The sequence below is a fragment of the Microbacterium sp. PA5 genome (genome assembly GCF_049860775.1).
Taxonomy (GTDB): domain Bacteria; phylum Actinomycetota; class Actinomycetes; order Actinomycetales; family Microbacteriaceae; genus Microbacterium.
Genome location: NZ_CP187567.1, coordinates 2,874,661 through 2,891,669 on the forward strand (window position 1 = coordinate 2,874,661; position 17,009 = coordinate 2,891,669).

Annotated in this window: 15 protein-coding genes; 4 read left to right on the forward strand and 11 right to left on the reverse strand. The window is 70.4% G+C overall.

The genetic code is table 11. From position 1 onward, the window contains the following. Window positions 1–153 precede the first annotated feature (153 nt). Window positions 154–687, forward strand: a complete 534-nt coding sequence (locus ACPWUT_RS13565) for a ribonuclease H family protein (protein ID WP_284529057.1) — start codon at window positions 154–156, stop codon at window positions 685–687. A 15-nt stretch (window positions 688–702) separates the two neighbouring features. Here ACPWUT_RS13565 and ACPWUT_RS13570 read toward each other — a convergent pair whose 3' ends face one another. The 11 genes from ACPWUT_RS13570 to ACPWUT_RS13620 form a co-directional block, all read right to left on the reverse strand. Continuing rightward, window positions 703–1,065, reverse strand: a complete 363-nt coding sequence (locus ACPWUT_RS13570) for a VOC family protein (RefSeq protein ID WP_425838540.1) — start codon at window positions 1,063–1,065, stop codon at window positions 703–705. A gap of 37 nt (window positions 1,066–1,102) precedes the next feature. After that, window positions 1,103–1,582, reverse strand: a complete 480-nt coding sequence (locus ACPWUT_RS13575; protein WP_284529054.1) for an NUDIX domain-containing protein — start codon at window positions 1,580–1,582, stop codon at window positions 1,103–1,105. Window positions 1,583–1,602: 20 nt separating this feature from the next. Next, window positions 1,603–2,616, reverse strand: coding sequence for an aldo/keto reductase family protein (locus tag ACPWUT_RS13580; protein ID WP_425838544.1), 1,014 nt, complete (start codon window positions 2,614–2,616; stop codon window positions 1,603–1,605). A 29-nt stretch (window positions 2,617–2,645) separates the two neighbouring features. Further along, the gene (gene rlmN / locus ACPWUT_RS13585) at window positions 2,646–3,869 is read right to left on the reverse strand and encodes a 23S rRNA (adenine(2503)-C(2))-methyltransferase RlmN (RefSeq protein ID WP_425838547.1); all 1,224 of its coding nucleotides are present in this window, start codon (window positions 3,867–3,869) and stop codon (window positions 2,646–2,648) included. Between the two features lie 29 nt (window positions 3,870–3,898). Beyond that, complete coding sequence (locus ACPWUT_RS13590; protein ID WP_425838550.1) at window positions 3,899–5,524, reverse strand: ABC transporter ATP-binding protein; 1,626 nt, start codon at window positions 5,522–5,524, stop codon at window positions 3,899–3,901. Further along, window positions 5,521–6,030 carry a GbsR/MarR family transcriptional regulator gene (locus tag ACPWUT_RS13595; RefSeq protein ID WP_284529049.1) on the reverse strand — a complete coding sequence of 170 codons (510 nt, stop codon included), beginning with the start codon at window positions 6,028–6,030 and terminating at the stop codon, window positions 5,521–5,523. Before ACPWUT_RS13595 ends, ACPWUT_RS13590 begins: the two co-directional genes overlap by 4 nt. 5 nt (window positions 6,031–6,035) lie before the next feature. Continuing rightward, window positions 6,036–7,454, reverse strand: a complete 1,419-nt coding sequence (locus ACPWUT_RS13600; protein ID WP_425838554.1) for a serine hydrolase domain-containing protein — start codon at window positions 7,452–7,454, stop codon at window positions 6,036–6,038. Between the two features lie 2 nt (window positions 7,455–7,456). Then, window positions 7,457–8,347 carry an ABC transporter permease gene (locus ACPWUT_RS13605; protein ID WP_425838557.1) on the reverse strand — a complete coding sequence of 297 codons (891 nt, stop codon included), beginning with the start codon at window positions 8,345–8,347 and terminating at the stop codon, window positions 7,457–7,459. Next, window positions 8,340–9,272 (reverse strand): ABC transporter permease, encoded by a 933-nt coding sequence (locus ACPWUT_RS13610; protein ID WP_425838560.1) that lies wholly within the window; start codon window positions 9,270–9,272, stop codon window positions 8,340–8,342. The genes ACPWUT_RS13605 and ACPWUT_RS13610 overlap by 8 nt, the downstream gene beginning before the upstream one ends. Next, window positions 9,269–10,615 (reverse strand): M14 family zinc carboxypeptidase, encoded by a 1,347-nt coding sequence (locus ACPWUT_RS13615; RefSeq protein ID WP_425838563.1) that lies wholly within the window; start codon window positions 10,613–10,615, stop codon window positions 9,269–9,271. Before ACPWUT_RS13615 ends, ACPWUT_RS13610 begins: the two co-directional genes overlap by 4 nt. Window positions 10,616–10,687: 72 nt before the next feature. Beyond that, on the reverse strand, window positions 10,688–12,274 hold the full coding sequence (locus ACPWUT_RS13620; protein ID WP_284529040.1) for a peptide ABC transporter substrate-binding protein: 1,587 nt from the start codon (window positions 12,272–12,274) through the stop codon (window positions 10,688–10,690). A 232-nt stretch (window positions 12,275–12,506) separates the two neighbouring features. Here ACPWUT_RS13620 and ACPWUT_RS13625 point away from each other — a divergent pair, with 232 nt between their 5' ends. The 3 genes from ACPWUT_RS13625 (at window position 12,507) to ACPWUT_RS13635 (ending at window position 17,008) form a co-directional block, all read left to right on the forward strand. Next, the gene (locus tag ACPWUT_RS13625) at window positions 12,507–13,421 is read left to right on the forward strand and encodes a PRD domain-containing protein (protein ID WP_284529038.1); all 915 of its coding nucleotides are present in this window, start codon (window positions 12,507–12,509) and stop codon (window positions 13,419–13,421) included. Window positions 13,422–13,620: 199 nt separating this feature from the next. Then, complete coding sequence (locus tag ACPWUT_RS13630; protein WP_425838568.1) at window positions 13,621–15,489, forward strand: beta-glucoside-specific PTS transporter subunit IIABC; 1,869 nt, start codon at window positions 13,621–13,623, stop codon at window positions 15,487–15,489. 100 nt (window positions 15,490–15,589) lie between these two features. Continuing rightward, the gene (locus tag ACPWUT_RS13635; RefSeq protein ID WP_425838571.1) at window positions 15,590–17,008 is read left to right on the forward strand and encodes a glycoside hydrolase family 1 protein; all 1,419 of its coding nucleotides are present in this window, start codon (window positions 15,590–15,592) and stop codon (window positions 17,006–17,008) included. Window position 17,009 lies beyond the last annotated feature (1 nt).

Below are 17,009 nucleotides of genomic sequence, written 5' to 3' on the forward strand. Positions count from 1 at the left end.
TATACACAAACACCCCCAGTCACCCCTCCCCCTTCCCCTCCCTCGCCCCTGCGTATACATCCGGCGAGAATGTGGCGCATCCGGCGCCCTCCGCGGCGGGGAGACCACCGTTCGCGCCACGTTCGCGTGGAGCGGATCGACTACCGTCGAGGGGTGACCGAATCCTCCCGCTACGTCGTGGCCACAGACGGCGCCTGCAAGGGCAATCCCGGCCCCACCGGCTGGGCGTGGGTCGGTGAGGACGGACACTGGGCGGCGGGGTCGCTTCCCGAGGGGACCAACAACATCGGCGAGCTGCTCGGGCTGCTCAAGGCGATCGAGGACCACCCCGACGTGCGGGAGCTGGTCGTGCAGGCCGACTCCAAGTACGCGATCGACACCTACTCGTCGTGGATGGACGCCCACCGCCGGCGCGGCTGGAAGACGTCGACGGGCGCGCCCACCAAGAACCGCGACCTGCTCGAGCAGCTGATCGTGGCGCGCGACGCCCGCCGCGCCGCGGGCCTCCCCGATGTCGTCCTCGAGCACGTCCGCGGACACCGCGGCCACGTGCTCAACGAATGGGCCGACGAGCGGGCCGTCCGCGCCTCCGAGCACGCGGCGACGGGCACGGCGAGCGCCTGGTCGTCGCTGAGCGGCCACCACGAGAAGCTCGACGTGTCGGCGGCACCCACCCGCAAGCGCTGATGGGGCACAGGCCGGCTAGATGCCGGTCGACCCCTCGAAGAGCCCGATGTGGTTGCCGTCCGGGTCGACGATGATCGCCCACCAGCTCGTGGCGGTGATGTTGTCCTTCGCCATCACCACGCCGCCGCCGGCGGCCTCGGCCTTCGCGATGGTCTCGTCGATCGAGTCGACCTCGACGTAGGAGCGCGGCTGGGTGAACCCTTCCGAACGCGGCGCGAGACCGCCGCCGCTGATCTGGTTCGGGGCCTGCCACATGGGGTAGCCCTCGAAGCCGGGGACCTCCGCGATCTGCCACCCGAACAGGTCGGAGTAGAACGCCGCCCCCTTCGTCAGGTCGCCGACCGGGATGTCGATGTGCGTGATGTCTCCGTGCGCCATGGCGTCGTCCTCTCGTCCCTGTGCCGACAGTGTGCCCTCAGGCTCCGACGTCCGCCAGCAGCTCTTCGAGGCGGTCCAGTGCCGGGCGCTGCCCCGCGACGAGGCGATCGCGTGCGTCGGGGATCGACATCCACTCGACGCGGTCGACCTCGGGGAACTCCTGCCGCCGGCCCGAGCGCGGCGGCCACTCGAGCTCGAACGTGCCGAACTCGAACTCCGTGGCGGTGAACTCAGCGCCGTCGGTGACGAAGACGGTGACCCGCTTGCCGGAGGAGTAGGCGAATGTGCCGAGTTCGGCATATTCGCCGTCGGGCGGGTCGATGCCGAGCTCCTCCCGGAACTCACGGCGGGCGGCGTCGAGCAGCCCCTCGTCGCCGTCGACCTCTCCCTTGGGGATCGACCACGCCCCGTCGTCCTTCCGGGACCAGAACGGACCGCCCATATGCGCGACGAGCACCGACACCCCGCTCGCCCCGTCGAGGCGATAGAGCAGGATGCCGGCGCTCGTCGCGGGCATCGCGTCTGCGCGCCGGCCGATCAGGCCGGGCGGCCCTTCGGCGACACGGTGTAGGTCTGCTCGACGTCGGTCACGGCGACCGGCGCCAGCGCCGCGTCGACCGCGGCCTTGGTGTCGTCGTCGAGCACGACGCCCGAGGCCTTCACCGAGTCCTCGAGCTGCTCGGGACGCGAGGCGCCGACGAGCGCGGCGGCGACGTTCGGATTGTGCAGCACCCACGCGATCGCCAGCTGCGGCATGGTGAGGCCGGCCTCCTCCGCGATCGGCTTCAGCTTCTGCACGGCGGTGAGCACGTCGTCGTCGAGGAAGCGCTGGATGAAGTTCGCGCCGCTCTTCTCGTCGGTCGCGCGCGACCCCTCCGGCACCGGCTGGCCGGGCAGGTACTTGCCCGACAGCACGCCCTGCGCCATCGGCGACCAGACGATCTGCGAGATGCCGAGCTCCTCGGAGGTCGGGATGACCTTGCCCTCGATCACGCGCCACAGCGCGGAGTACTGCGGCTGGTTGGAGACGAGCTGGAAGCCCAGCTCGGTCGCGAGGGCGTGCCCCTCGCGCAGCTGCTCGGCCGTCCACTCGCTGACCCCGATGTAGAGCGCCTTGCCCTGGCGGACGATGTCGGCGAACGCCTGCATCGTCTCCTCGATGGGGGTCTCGTAGTCGTAGCGATGGGCCTGGTAGAGGTCGACGTAGTCCACTCCGAGGCGACGCAGCGACCCGTTGATGCTGTCGAACACGTGCTTGCGGGAGAGGCCCTGATCGTTGGGGCCCTTCTTGCCCGTCGGCCAGTAGACCTTCGTGAAGAGCTCGAAGTCGGGGCGGTCGAGCCCCTTGAGCGCCTTGCCGAGCACGACCTCCGCGGCGGTGTTGGCGTACGCGTCGGCCGTGTCGAACGACGTGATGCCGAGATCGAGCGCCTTGTGCACCGTCGAGATCGCGGCGTCGTCGCCGACCTGCGAGGCGTGGGTCACCCAGTTGCCGTAGGTGATCTCCGAGACCTTGAACCCGCTGTTGCCGAGATAGCGATAATTGACCATGTCTCCACGCTAGTGGCGGTGGAGGGCACTCAGGCCGTGGCAGCCGCCGCGCGATCCTCTTCGGTCGCGACGAGCTGCCCGCAGGCGCCGTCGATCTCCTTGCCCCGCGTGTCGCGCAGGGTCGTGGGGATCCCGGCGTCGTTGAGCCGTCGGACGAACTCGTTCTGCACCGGCACCTCGGACGCCGTCCACACCGAGCCCGGCGTCGGGTTCAGCGGGATCGGGTTGACGTGCACCCAACCGCGGCCGCGTGCGTTGAGCTTCTCGGCGAGCAGGTCGGCCCGCCAGGCGTGGTCGTTCATGTCCTTGATGAGCGCGTACTCGATCGAGACCCGGCGACCCGTCTTCTCGAAGTAGCCGCGGGCCGCGTCGAGGGCCTCGTCGACCTTCCAGCGCGAGTTGATCGGGATCATCTCGTCGCGGAGGCCGTCGTCGGGGGCGTGCAGCGACAGCGCGAAGGTCACCGGGATGTCCTCGGCGGCGAGCTTGTTGATCGCCGGCACCAGGCCGACCGTCGAGACCGTCACTCCGCGCGCGCTCATGCCGAGGCCGTGCTTCTGGTCGACCATCGTCCGCACCGCCTGCATCACGCGGTTGTAGTTGGCCAGCGGCTCGCCCATCCCCATGAACACGATGTTCGTCACCCGCTCGCCCTCGTGGTGGGCCGGGCCGAACGAGCCGTCCGCGATGAGGCGGTTGGCGCGGACGATCTGCTCCACGATCTCGGCCGCCGACATGTTGCGGGTGAGCCCGGCCTGTCCCGTCGCGCAGAAGGGGCAGTTCATGCCGCACCCGGCCTGACTCGACACGCAGAGGGTGATGCGGCCCGGGTAGCGCATGAGGACGGACTCCACGAGTGCGCCGTCGTGGAGCTTCCAGAGGAACTTGATCGTGTCGCCCTTGTCGGTCTCGAGCCGGCGCACCTCGGTGAGGAGCGGGGGCAGCATCGCCCCGACGAACTCCTCGCGCCCGGAGGCGGGCAGGTCGGTCATCGCGGCCGGGTCGGACGTGTAGTGCTGGAAGTAGTGCTTCTCGAGCTGCGCCGCGCGGAAGCCCGGCATGCCGAGCTCCTTGACGCGCTCGACGCGCTGCTCGGGGGTCAGGTCGGCCAGGTGCGCCGGCGGCATCCCCTTCTTGGGGGCCGCGAACTGCAGGAGCGGCTTGCCGTCGGCGTCAGTGCGCTGCGTCCACCCCTCGGTGCGCGGGCGCACCTGGCGGGGTCCGGTGGCGCGCACGGGCGTGGATTCGGTCATGGATCCAGGGTAGACGAGCCGCCTGAGGATCAGCCTGCGAGGGCGGCCTCGCGGCGGCGCGCCTGCTCGACGGGGTCGGGCACCGGCGCTGCGGCGATGAGGGCACGCGTGTAGGGGTGCCGCGGGCGCCGCAGCACGTCGCCCCGGGAGCCCTCCTCCACGATGCGGCCGCCCTGCAGCACCACGATGCGGTCGCACAGCTCATCGACGACGGCGAGGTCGTGGCTGATGAACAGGCAGGCGAAGCGCAGCTCGCGCTGGAGGTCGCGCAGCAGATCGAGCACCGTCGCCTGCACCGAGACGTCGAGGGCGCTCGTGGGCTCGTCGGCGATCAGCAGACGCGGCCGCAGCGAGATCGCGCGGGCGATCGCCACCCGCTGCCGCTGACCGCCCGACAGCTCGTGCGGATAGCGACGGTGCCACCCCGACGGCAGGCCGACCGCGTCGAGCAGCTCGGCGACCCGGGCGTGGAGCGTCGCGCCGCGGAGGCCGCCGTGGACGTGCAGCGGTTCGGCGATCGAATCGCCGACGGTGCGGCGCGGGTCGAGCGCGGCGGTGGAGTTCTGGAAGACGACGCCCACGCGCCGCTTCACCGCCACGGCGCGGCGGCCGCGCACCCGCGCGAGGTCGACGCCGTCGATGCGCACGGCACCCGCCGAGATCGGCGCGAGGCCGAGGGCGCATCGGCCGATCGTCGACTTGCCCGACCCCGACTCGCCGGCGAGGGCGACGATCTCGCCTTCGCCGACGCGGAGGCTGACGCCGTGCACGGCGGCGACCGCGCGTGCCCCGCGCCCGTAGACGACGGAGAGGTCGTCGACGTCGAGCACCGCCGACGCGGGGATGGGCGCGGGTCGCTCGGGAGCCCCCAGCCGGGGGACGGCGGCCAGGAGCCGCTGGGTGTATCCCGCCTGCGGCGCCGCGAACAGCGTGCGCACCGCCGCCGCCTCCTCGACACGGCCCTCCCGCATCACGACGACGCGGTCGGCGATGTCGGCGACGACCCCCATGTCGTGGGTGATCATGATGATCGAGGTGCCGATGCGCTCGCGCAGCCGGCGGAGCACGTCGAGCACCTCGCGCTGCACGGTGACGTCCAGCGCCGTCGTGGGCTCGTCGGCGATCAGGATCTCCGGCTCGCACGCGAGCGCGATCGCGATCATGACCCGCTGGGCCTGACCTCCCGACAGCTGATGCGGATAGCTCGACATCCGCCGCTCCGGGTCGGCGATCTCGACCTGCTCGAGGAGTTCGATCACCCGTGCGCGCCGCTCGGCCCTGGTCATCTCCGGCCGGTGGACGATCAGCATCTCCTCGATCTGCGAGCCGACCGTGAAGACGGGGTCGAGCGCGCTCCCCGGGTCCTGGAAGACGACGCCGATGCGGGTGCCGCGGATCCGCGCCCGCGCGGGTGCGCTCATGGCCAGGAGGTCCTCGCCGTCCAGCAGCGCCTCGCCGCGCACGCGCGCGCCCCGCGGCAGGAGGCCGACGAGCGAGAGCGCCGTGACGCTCTTGCCCGAGCCCGACTCGCCCACCAGGGCCAGCACCTCGCCGCGATCGAGCGAGAAGGAGACGTCGCGGACCGCGCCGACCGTCTCGGCGCCGACGACGAAGTCCACGGACAGGCGGCGGACCTCCAGCAGCGGCGTGCTCATGCGTCCGCGTCCTCGTCGGCGCCGGAGTCCCGGTAGGCCTCCCAGTCGCTGAGCATCTTGCGGTGATAGCCCACGAGCCAGATCATGTACCGCCGCGCGTTGTTCAGTCGCGTGCGCGGGCCGACGGCATCCTCCGAGACGACGTCCAGACCGTAGTCGATCGTCGAGGTGATCCGGCGGGCGTAGTCGCGCTCCCCGGCCAGGAAGCTCCCCCACACGTCCTCCTCCACGCGGAAGTAGCGGCTGCGGTCTCCGGGGAGCGAGTGGGGCTTGAGGAACCCGAGGCTCACGAGCGCACGGGTGGACATGGAGACCGCACCGGCGCTCGCGCCGAGCATCTCGGCGATCTGGGCCGACGAGAGGAACGGCCGGTCCACGATCAGCAGGAGCCCGAGCACGCGCCCGTCCATCCGGGGGTTGCCGGCGGCGCCCCACGCGAAGGCGAAGTCCTCCACGAAGGTGCGCAGCTCCTCGGCGAGGTCGAGCGCCGCGTCGTCCTTCTCCACGTCCGTCACAGTGCCATGCCCTCCAGGATCCGTCCGGGGTCCGGCTGAGCCATCGCCTCGGTGAACACGTCGAACGGCCACATCGACATGCCGCTCCACGTGATCGATTCCACCGCACCCGACCCGTCGCGCGCCACCTCCACCTGCTCCCCCGCCGCGCCGAAGCTGGCGCGGGAAGGCTGGCGGAGGGTTCCGTCGGCAGCGGTCTCCACCTTCTCGGCCAGGCGCGCCGGGTCGTCGAGCTGCGGGTGGAGGGCGAAGGTCGCCCCGCCCAGGTGGGCGAGATCGAGCACCGACCACAGGCTCGCGTAGCGACCCTCGACGCCCTCGATGCGGTCGTCGTCGTCCGCGTGGGCGAGGGCCAGACGCAGGAGTGCGATGGCGCCCGTGGCGAGGAGGTCGGCGGGCCCGTCGATCGCATTGGTGAAGACGCTGACCACGAGGTCGTTCTCGGGGTCGAGCCAGGTCCGCGTGATGTGGCCGGGGTATCCGCCGCTGTGACCGACGAGCAGCGCGCCGTCGAGCTCGAACAGCTCGAACCCGAGGCCGTAGTGCCGGTGCGCGCCGCCGATCTCGATGCGCGAGACGCGGTACTGGGCCTGCCGCTTGCTGTCGTCGCCCAGGAGCCGGTCGTCGCCCAGCGCGTGCGCGGCCAGGTACGCGCTCGTCTCGGTCGCCGTGGAGAACCAGCCGGTGGCCGCCGCCATGGCCCGCGTGTCGACGTGGGGGATCACCCGCCGCCTGCCGCCGAGGGCGAAGCGCGCCGTGTGGCCCGACGCGTACTCGTCGGCGCGCGCCGCCTGCCACTCCGAGCCCGAGCGCTCCAGCCCCAGCGGCGCGCAGATGTTCTCGCGCGTGAACGTGTCGTAGTCGGAGCCCGACGCGGCCTCGACGACGAGACCCAGCACCGAGTAGGCGATGTTGGAGTACTTGAAGTGCTCGTTGCGCGCGAAGATCCGTCCCTCGGTGCGACAGATGTCGACGATGCGCTGCCGGTCGGGGAAGGCCGCACCCCGCTGCCAGTAGTCGGCGTCTCGGCCGTCGCGCACGATCCCGCCCTGATGGGCGAGCAGCTCCCGCACCGTGACGGCGGCCAGCTCCGACTCGGCCAGCTCCGGCACCCACTGCGCGACCGTGTCGTCGAGCCGCAGGGCTCCCCGCTCGGCGAGCTGGAGGACCGCGGTGGCGGTGAAGGTCTTGGAGTGCGAGGCGATGCGGAACAGGCTCCGGGAGGTCAGCTCCTCCCCGGTCTCGAGGTCGGCGCGACCCCACGCGAACTCGCTCACGAGCTCGCCGCGGTAGCGGATCGCCGCCTGGATGCCGGGCACCTGGCGGGTCTCCCCGGCGAACGCGAACCACCGCTCCGCGTACTGCGCCGCGTCGCGCACGGCGTCCCGTCGACGGGCATCCTCGGGAGGGCTCACGGTCACAGTCGGCGTCCTTTCGGGTCGAGCGCATCCCGCAGGATGTCGCCAAGGGTGATCAGCGCGAACACGGTCACGCTGAGGAAGAGGGCGGGGAAGACGAGCATGTGCGGCGACGAGCCGAAGTACGACTGGGCGTTCGCCATCTGCAGCCCCCAGGAGATCGACGGCGAGCGCAGCCCCACTCCGAGGAAGGTGAGCGTGGATTCGGCGACGATGATGCTGCCGACCATCGTCGCCGTGATCGCCAGGACCGGGCCGATCGCATTCGGCACCACGTGGGTGAGGAGCGTGCGGGTGTGGGAGATCCCCATGGCGCGGGCGGCGCTGATGTAGTCCATGTTCCGCACCGTCCGCACCGAGGTGCGCACGAGACGGGCCAGGGTCGGCCAGCTGAAGGCCGCGAGCACGACCGCCACCATCAGCGGCGTCCGCTCCCCCACGCTGTTGAGCACGATGATGGCGCCGAGGATGAAGGGGAACCCGAGGAACACGTCGGTCAGTCGCGAGACGAGGACGTCGGCGAAGCCGCCGAAGTAGGCGGCGATCGTGCCGACGACGATCGCGATGGCGAGCGCGATCAGCGTGGCCGTCACACCGATGAACAGCGACGTGCGCGCACCGTGGATGACGTTCGCGTAGATGTCGCACCCCTGCAGGTCGGTGCCGAACACGTGCGCGGCGCTCGGCGGCTGCGTGCTGTCGCGCAGCTCGCACGCGCGCGGGTCGGGCTGGCCGAACAGCCCTCCGACGAGGCCCGGCAGGAGGGAGATCACCGCGAGGACGGCCAGGATGGCCGCGCTGATCCAGAACAGGACGCGGCGTCGCAGGCTCGTCCACACGCCCCGGTTCACCGTGACGTGCTCGAGGGCGGCCGCTGCGGTCTCAGTCATGACGGCTCCGGGGGTCCAACAGCGAGTTGAGGAGATCGACCACCACGTTCAGCACGAGGAAGATCAGGATGAGCGTGGTGCCCACACCGACGACGGTCGGGCCCTCGTGGGTGCGGATCGCGCTGAAGAGGAGCTGCCCGATCCCGGGGAGGTTGAAGATCCCCTCGACGACCACGGCGCCGCCGAGGAGGAAGCCGAGGTCGATCGCGACGAAGGTCAGCACGGGCGCGACGGAGTTGCGCATGACGTGCAGCCCGACGATGCGCGAGCCCGGCATGCCCTTGGCGCGGAGCGTGCGCACGAAGTCGGAATCCATCGAGTCGATGACGCTCCCGCGCATGAGACGCGCGATGGAGGCGAGACCGAAGAGTGCGATGACGGCGGCGGGAAGGAGGTAGGCCACGGGCCAGCCGGCGTCGGTGCCCGCGATCGGCAACCAGCCGAGGTGCAGCCCGAAGAGCAGCTGCGCCGAGACGGCGACCACGAAGATCGGGATCGAGGTGGCGAGGATGGTGCCGAACAGGACGGTGCGATCGATCGCGCTGTCGCGGCGCAGGCCGGCGATGAGCCCGAGCGCGACGCCGAGCACCACCTCGATCACCCAGGCGGTGAGCGCCAGCGTGATCGTGACGGGCCAGCGGGAGGCCATCCGGTCGGCGACCGGGACGCCGGAGAACGTCGTGCCGAGGTCGCCGGTGAGGAGTCCGCCGAGGTAGCGCAGGTACTGCTGCCACAGCGGCTCGTCGAGGTGGAACTGCTCGCGCAGCTGTGCCACGACGTTCTCGGGCAGCGGCCGGTCGCCCCCGAGGGCGCCGATGGGGTCGCCGGGCAGCGCCCAGACCGTCGCGTAGATGATGAAGGTCACGCCGAGGAAGACGAGGAGGAACTCCGCGACGCGTGCGCCGATCCGGCGCGCGAGGATCATCCGTTCCTCCGTCGCACGGTCGCCAGCACCGCGGCGAGCTGGACGCCCACGAGCGCCGAGACCGGCGCCGGCACCAGCTCGGTGTCGGCCTCGGCGGCCAGCCATCCCCGGAATGCGGTGTCGATCTCGGCCCACGCCGCCCGCACCGGCTCGCGCGCCACGCCGGCGTCGATCTCGGCGGCGAGCGCCCGGCGCAGGATGCCGCCGAAGCGCAGCCGGAAGGTGCGGGCCACCTCGCGGTTGCCGAAGACCTCCGCCACCGTCGCGGGGCGCTGGAGAGCCGGATCGCGCAGCCGCGCCCGCTCGGCCTGCGCGGCCTCGCCCATGCCGGGCACGAACGCCTCGCTGGCCCGGCGGAAGGGCGTGTCGATCGTGAGCGCCGGACGGACGTCGTCGAGCACCCGCTGCAGCAGCAGGTGGAGTTCCTCCAGCTCGTCCGCCTTCTGGGCGACGACGTCGCGGTAGCTGCGCGACGTCGGGCTCGTGTCGGCGACGTCGGGATGCGTCCAGTACGGGAGCTCGGCGATCATCGTCGTCGTTCCGTAGCGCTCGAGGTAGTCGGCGGTGCCCGCGCCACCGGAACGGGTCTCGGGGGGAAGACCGCGCGCCTCGCGATGGTCGTAGCGCTCGCGGGCGAGCGGCGCACGGAAGACCGCGTCGTCGAGACGCGCCAGGCCGTCCATCTCCGGCTCTCCCACATCCAGCGGCAGCCCGAAGGCGGCGGGCAGATCGCGCAGCTCGCGGGCCAGAACCGCGTCGTCCTGGTTGAGGTAGAAGTACACGCCGCCGAACTCGGCGTTGTGGAGGCCCACGAACACGTCGGGCCGCACGCGGTCGAACAGCGCCATCAGCGCGCGCGTCTCGGGGATCGGACGGTCGAACCACGCCTCCTTGTAGTCGAACGGGAACGACCACTCGACCTGCTCCCCCGGCGCCGGGCGGTAGAAGCCCGTGAAGTACACACGGCGGTCGGCTGTGGCGAACCAGGACTCGTTCAGGCGTGCGCCGTCGGGGTCGGCGCACGGGACGATGTGCCAGGTGGCGTTCAGCGCGGTCAGCTCGGGGGCCTCGAGCAGCAGCCGGACGAGCTGCTGGACCGTGCGGAATCCGATCGGCTCGTTGGGGTGGACGCCCCCGGCGACGACGACCTGCAGGGGTCCGTCGCCGACGGCGACGTGGTCGATGGGATCGCCGAGCCGGGAGCGGCCGATGACCGCGTGGCGCAGCCGATCGGGGTGCGCGTCGCAGAGGGCGAGCAGATCGGCTCGCAGCTCGTCGACGGTGGGGAAGCCGTCGATCGCGGGCAGTCGCTGCGCGAGCGAGAGGAGGGGATCGTGCGTCATGGAAGCTCTCGTGGCTGGGTGGTCACGGGGGGTGCGGAGCGCCCCGGGGGGTGGACGCTCCGCACCGCGGTGTCAGTCGTCGAGGACGATCGACCGGTAGGTGGGGTTGCCGACCGGTGACGTGACCAGATCGGCGACCCGCTCCGACGTGACGTAGGAGTACTTCTCGAAGAACAGCGGCACGGCCGGGAACTCCGCCTGGATCAGCTCCTGCACCTCGGCGTAGGCCGAGCCGTCGGTGGACAGATCCGCGTCGGCGGCCGCGATCGCATCGGCGACCTCGTCGCTGTACCAGGGGATGCAGTTGGTGCATCCGCCACCCTCGATGAAGAACACGCGGAGGGTGGCCTGCTGGCTGGGGTACAGCGCACCCCAGCGCGAGAAGAACGGCCCGTCGATGTTCTCGTCGTTGCGGTTCTGGAGGAACTCCGCCCAGTCGGCGCTCGGCTTCGCGGTGGCCTCGATGCCGAGGTTCTGGCGCAGCTGGTTGGCGATCGCCTCGTACAGCGGGTCGAGGCCGCCGCCACCTGGGAAGTAGATCTCGAGCGAGCCGTCGAAGCCTCCGGCCTCGTCGAGCAGCGCCTTGGCCGCCTCCGGGTCGTACTCGCAGTACTCGCCGCAGATGCCGGTCGGCGTCCCGGGCTCGATCGCCGGGGTCCATGCCGTGGCGGGGTCGTAGGTGCCGCCGTAGATCACGTCGATGATCGCCTCGCGGTCGATGGCCATCGAGATGGCCTGACGCACGCGGATGTCGTCGTACGCGTCGTTCCACAGCGGGAGTCCGAGGAACGAGATCCCGGGGGCCTCGAACGAGTACAGCCGGTCGCCGAAGTCGCCGCCGGCCTGGGTGAGCTTGGAGGCGGGCACGCCCGCCACGTCGAGATTGCCGGCGAGCACGTCCGTGTAGGCGGTCTCGCTGTCGGTGTACGGGACGAAGGTGATGCGGTCCACCGTGGGCTTCTCGCCCTGGTAGTCGTCGTAGGCCTCGAGGACGATCGGCTCGTTCTCGACGTAGTCCTCGGCGAAGGCGAACGGCCCGTTGCCGATCGGATGCGTGTTGTAGGCGTCGAAGTCCTCGAGCGCGGACTCCGGCATCGGGAACATCGCGGTCTGGGCCTGGGTCACCTGCAGCGGGAACTGGCTGTCGGCGCCCGTGAGCTCCACGGTGAAGGAGAGCTCGTCGACGACCGCGAGACCCGACATCTCCTCGGTCGACGGCTCGCCTTCGGCGGGGTTCAGGTCGGCGTAGCCCACGATGTTGGCGAGCTGACCGGAGTTCTCGAACGCGTTGGGGCCGTAGGCGACGGCGTTCCAGCTGTCGACGTAGGCCTCGGCCGTCACGGGCGTGCCGTCCTGGAACGTCCACCCGTCGCGGAGGGTGACGGTCCAGGTGATCGCGTCGTCGGACTCGATCGACTCGGCCTGGACGTAGTCGAGCGTCCCGTCGGAGTTCAGGAACGCCAGCGGGGCCCACACCGCCATGTTGACGTCGTAGGCCACGGACTGACGGCCGGGGATGATGAGCTGCGGATCGGTCGCCGCGACGCGGATCTCCGTGGGGGCGTCGCCCTCGGTCGGAGTGGTGCCGGCGCTGCAGGCGGAGAGGGCGAGGGCGGTGACGGAGGCGGCTGCTGCCGCCGCGAGGAGCCTCTTTTTCATTTTTCCTCACAAGGAATCGCTGAAACACGGATGGTGCGGGAAGAGGGTGCCGGGTTGGAGCACGGGCCGGGCTGCGCGGGCCTGGCGACGGTACGGGTGAGTACGTACGCTCACCATAGGGGCTGAGCTTTTCGAACTTTCAGTACGAAATGAAACCTTTACAATCCGGAAACGCGACCTGGATGTCGCGGCGCCGGCTCCCCTGACGCGGCGACCTCCTAGACTTCTGCGCATGAGCACCCCCGGCGAGGCGGCCCGACGGGCGCCCGCCGTGCGCCCCGTGCCGGTGCATCGGGTGCTCAACAACAACGTCGTCATCGCCATCGACGAGTCCGGCAGGGAACGCGTGCTGATGGGCCGAGGGCTCGGGTTCCAGCTGAAGCCCGACGACGTGATCGACCCGGCGAAGGTCGAGAAGACCTTCATCCTCGACGGCGGGGCCCAGGGCGAGCGGGAGCGCCGCCTGCTCGTCGACGTGCCGTACGCGACGATCGAGGCCGTCACCCGCGCGGTCGACGAGGCCGAGCGGATGCTGGGGCGCCATCTCGACCGGCACCTCACGATCGCCGTCATCGACCACGTGCACTACGTGATGGAGCGTCTCGCGCAGGGGCTCCGGATCCCGACGACCACGATGCCGGAGCTGCGCGTGCTGTACCCGCACGAGTTCGCCGCCGCCGACCGCATGGCCGCCTCGCTGGCCGACTCGCTCGGGCAGGCGCTGCCGCCCGAGGAGGCGGTCTTCCTCACGATGCATCTGCTCAACGCCACCCGCGACGAGCCGAACGGCACCGCCGCCCTGCTGCTGCGGCGTCTCCAGCACGTCGTCGACGTCGTCGAGCAGCGCCTGGGCGTGAAGCTCGACGCCGACAGCGCCGACTACGCGCGCTTCATCCTCCACGTGCAGTTCCTGCTGCAGCGCCTCGTCAACCGGACCATGCTCGTCGGCAACGACAGCTCCTTCTTCGAGTTCGCCAAGCACAGCTACCCCCAGGCCCACGCGATCGCCGAGGAGGTCAAGCGCTACGTGTTCGCCGCGACCGAGGCGGCGCTCACCGACGAGGAGGTGCTCTACCTCATCGTGCACGTCGAGCGGCTGCGCACGCATGTGACCAGTGGCGACGCCGGTGAGCCTGTGGTAGGTTGACCTCCGCAGGACCACCGTCCTGCCGAGATCTCCGGATCGTTACCGCGACTGCGGGCGAAACCTGGACTCACATCACCACCGATTCCCGATCGGTGGGGTGAACGAGTCCAGGTCTTTTTTTTGCCCTGACGCGGGCGATCGGACCTCGCGAGAACCACAGAACTGCCGCAGAGCTGCGGCGAGAGGAAGGCGGATCCCAATGGCGGATTACGCGAAGACCGCGGCCGGCGTCCTCGCCGGTGTCGGCGGCGAGGAGAACGTGCAGTCGCTCGTGCACTGCGCGACGAGGCTCCGTTTCGTCCTGAAGGACGAGGCGAAGGCGGACGCCACAACGCTGAAGGCCACGCCGGGCGTCATCACCACGGCGCAGGCCGGCGGCCAGTACCAGGTCGTGATCGGCAACGACGTGCCCGAGGTGTTCGCCGAGATCGGCAAGATCTCCGGGATCGGCGGAGGCGGCTCCGCGGAGGCGGCCTCCGGCCCGAAGGGCAGCCTGTTCAACCGCTTCATCTCCATGATCTCGGCGATCTTCACCCCGCTGCTGTGGGCCCTGGCCGGCACCGGCCTGCTGAAGGCGTTCCTCGCCGCGGCGGTGACCTTCGGCTGGATCGATACGACGACCACCACCTACGTCATCCTCAACGCGCTCTCCGACGCGTTCATCAACTTCCTGCCGCTCGCCCTGGCCTTCACGGCCGCGCGGTACTTCAAGGCGAACGAGTTCACCGCCTTCGCGATCGCGGCGGCGCTGCTGTACCCGACGATCACCCCGCTCGTGGGCCAGCCCGACCTCACGTTCTTCGGCATCCCCTTCACGATGGTCACCTACGTCTCGAGCGTCATCCCGATCATCGTCATCGTCTGGCTGCAGTCCCACGCCGAGCGCTTCCTGTACGCCACGCTCCCCGGCGCCGTGCGCCGCTTCGTGACGCCGATGATCGTCGTCCTGGTCGGCGTGCCGATCGTCTTCGTCGTCATCGGCCCGATCTCCGCGGTCGTCAGCGGCTGGCTGGGAGGCGGCATCGGCTGGCTCTTCGAGTACCTCCCGTGGCTGGGCGGCGCTGTGATGGGCGGTCTCTGGCAGGTCTTCGTGATGTTCGGCCTGCACTGGGGCCTCGTCCCCCTCTTCACGCTCGAGTACCAGACCACCGGCCAGATCATGCTCATCGGTCCCGTGTTCGCCGCCGTCCTCGCGCAGGCCGCCGCCGTCGCCGGCGTCTGGGTGCGCGCGCGGAACAAGAACCTCAAGTCGCTCGCCGCGCCGGCCACCCTCTCGGGCTTCCTCGCCGGCATCACCGAGCCCGCGATCTACGGCATCAACCTGCCGCTGAAGCGGCCGTTCGCCTTCGGCATCGCCGGCGGTGCGCTCGGCGGCACGATCATCGCCCTCGGCGGAGTGTTCTCGACCGCGTTCGTCGTGCCCTCGGGGCTCGCCCTCCCGGCGCTCTTCGGCAACGGCAACATGCTGATGCTCGTCCTGGGCCTCGCCGTCGCGATCCTCCTGCCGTTCCTGCTCACCGCCATCGTCGGGTTCCGGGAGCCGGAGGAGGTCGCCGCGCCGGCGCCGGCCGCGGCGAACGACGTCGCCGTGCTGAGCCCGGTCGACGGCACGGTCGTGCCTCTCAGCGAGGTGCCCGACGCGGCCTTCGCCGACGGTTCGCTGGGTCGCGGCGTGGCCGTCCAGCCGCGCTCCGGCGCCGTCTACGCCCCGTTCGACGCCACGGTGGTCGCCGCGTTCCCGACCGGGCACGCGTTCGGACTGCGCCACGCCGACGGCGCCGAGGTCCTGATCCACATCGGCATCGACACCGTCAAGCTCGGCGGTCAGCACTTCACCGTCAAGGTCACCGCGGGCCAGCAGGTGAAGGCGGGCGACCTGCTGGTGGAGTTCGACGGCGACGCGATCGAGAAGGCCGGCTACGACCTGACGACGCCCGTCATCGTCACGAACCTCGACCTGTATCCCGAGATCGCCGCCGCGGCCACCGGCCCGATCGCCCACGGCGACTCGCTGTTCACCGCCGTGTCGGTGGACTCCCTCGCCACGGCCGCACCCGCGGCGAAGTAGCACGTCGCGCCCCGCAGCCGGCAGCAACCGGCGGGCGGGATGCCCGGCACGACGCGTGCGCGGCATCCCGCCCGCCCCCGAACAGGAGACACACCCACCCATGAGCACCACCCGATTCCCCGACGGCTTCCTCTGGGGCGGCGCGACCGCCGCGAACCAGCTGGAGGGCGCGTACCTCGAAGACGGCAAGGGCCTGTCGATCCAGGACGTCATGCCGAAGGGCATCATGACGCCCCGCACCGAGGGCCCCACCGACGACAACCTCAAGCAGGTCGGCATCGACTTCTACCACCGCTACGCGGAGGACATCGCCCTCTTCGCCGAGATGGGCTTCCGGACCTTCCGCTTCTCCATCGCGTGGAGCCGCATCTTCCCGAAGGGCGACGAGACCGAGCCCAACGAGGCCGGCCTCGCCTTCTACGACCGCGTGCTCGACGAGTTGGAGAAGCACGGCATCGAGCCCCTCGTCACGATCTCGCACTACGAGACGCCGCTCCACCTGGCAGAGCAGTACGACGGCTGGGTGAACCGCGACCTCATCGGCTTCTACGAGCGCTATGTCCGCGTGCTGTTCTCCCGGTACGGCGCGCGCGTGAAGTACTGGCTGACCTTCAACGAGATCAACTCGGTGATCCACGCGCCGTTCATGTCCGGCGGCATCAACACCCCGAAGGACGAGCTCTCGAAGTCCGACCTGTATCAGGCGGTCCATCATGAGCTCGTGGCCTCCGCGCTCGCCACCAAGGTCGCCCGCGAGCTCGCGCCCCACGCGCAGATCGGCTGCATGGTGCTGTCCATGCCCGTCTACCCGCTGACCCCGGACCCCGACGACGTGTTCGCCGCGCTCACGACCGAGCGCGTCAACCTCGCCTTCGGCGACATCCACGTGCGCGGCGAGTACCCCGGCTACTACCTGCGCAGTCTGCGGGAGCAGGGCGTGGAACTCGACATCAGCGACGAGGACCGGGCGCTGCTCAAGGAGCACACGGTCGACTTCGTGTCGTTCAGCTACTACTCCTCGATCTGCGAGACCGTCGACGAGAGCAAGCGCGTGGTCGGCGAGGGCAACCTGTTCGGCGGCGTGAAGAACCCCACGCTCAAGGAGTCGGAGTGGGGCTGGCAGATCGACCCGGTGGGGCTGCGCCTCGTGCTCAACCAGTTCTGGGACCGCTGGCAGAAGCCGCTGTTCATCGTCGAGAACGGGCTGGGCGCGAAGGACGAGCTCGTCGAGGTCGACGGGGTGAGGACCGTGATCGACGACTACCGCATCGCGTACCTGCAGGCGCACCTCGACGCCGTCGGCGAAGCGCTCGAGGACGGCGTCGACCTGCTCGGCTACACGACGTGGGGCTGCATCGACCTCGTCTCGGCATCGACCGCCCAGCTGAGCAAGCGGTACGGCTTCATCTACGTCGACCGCAACGACGACGGGTCCGGCACGCTCGAGCGCTACCGGAAGAAGTCGTTCGATTGGTACGCCGAGGTCATCCGCACCAACGGCGCGAGCCTGCGCGCCTGAG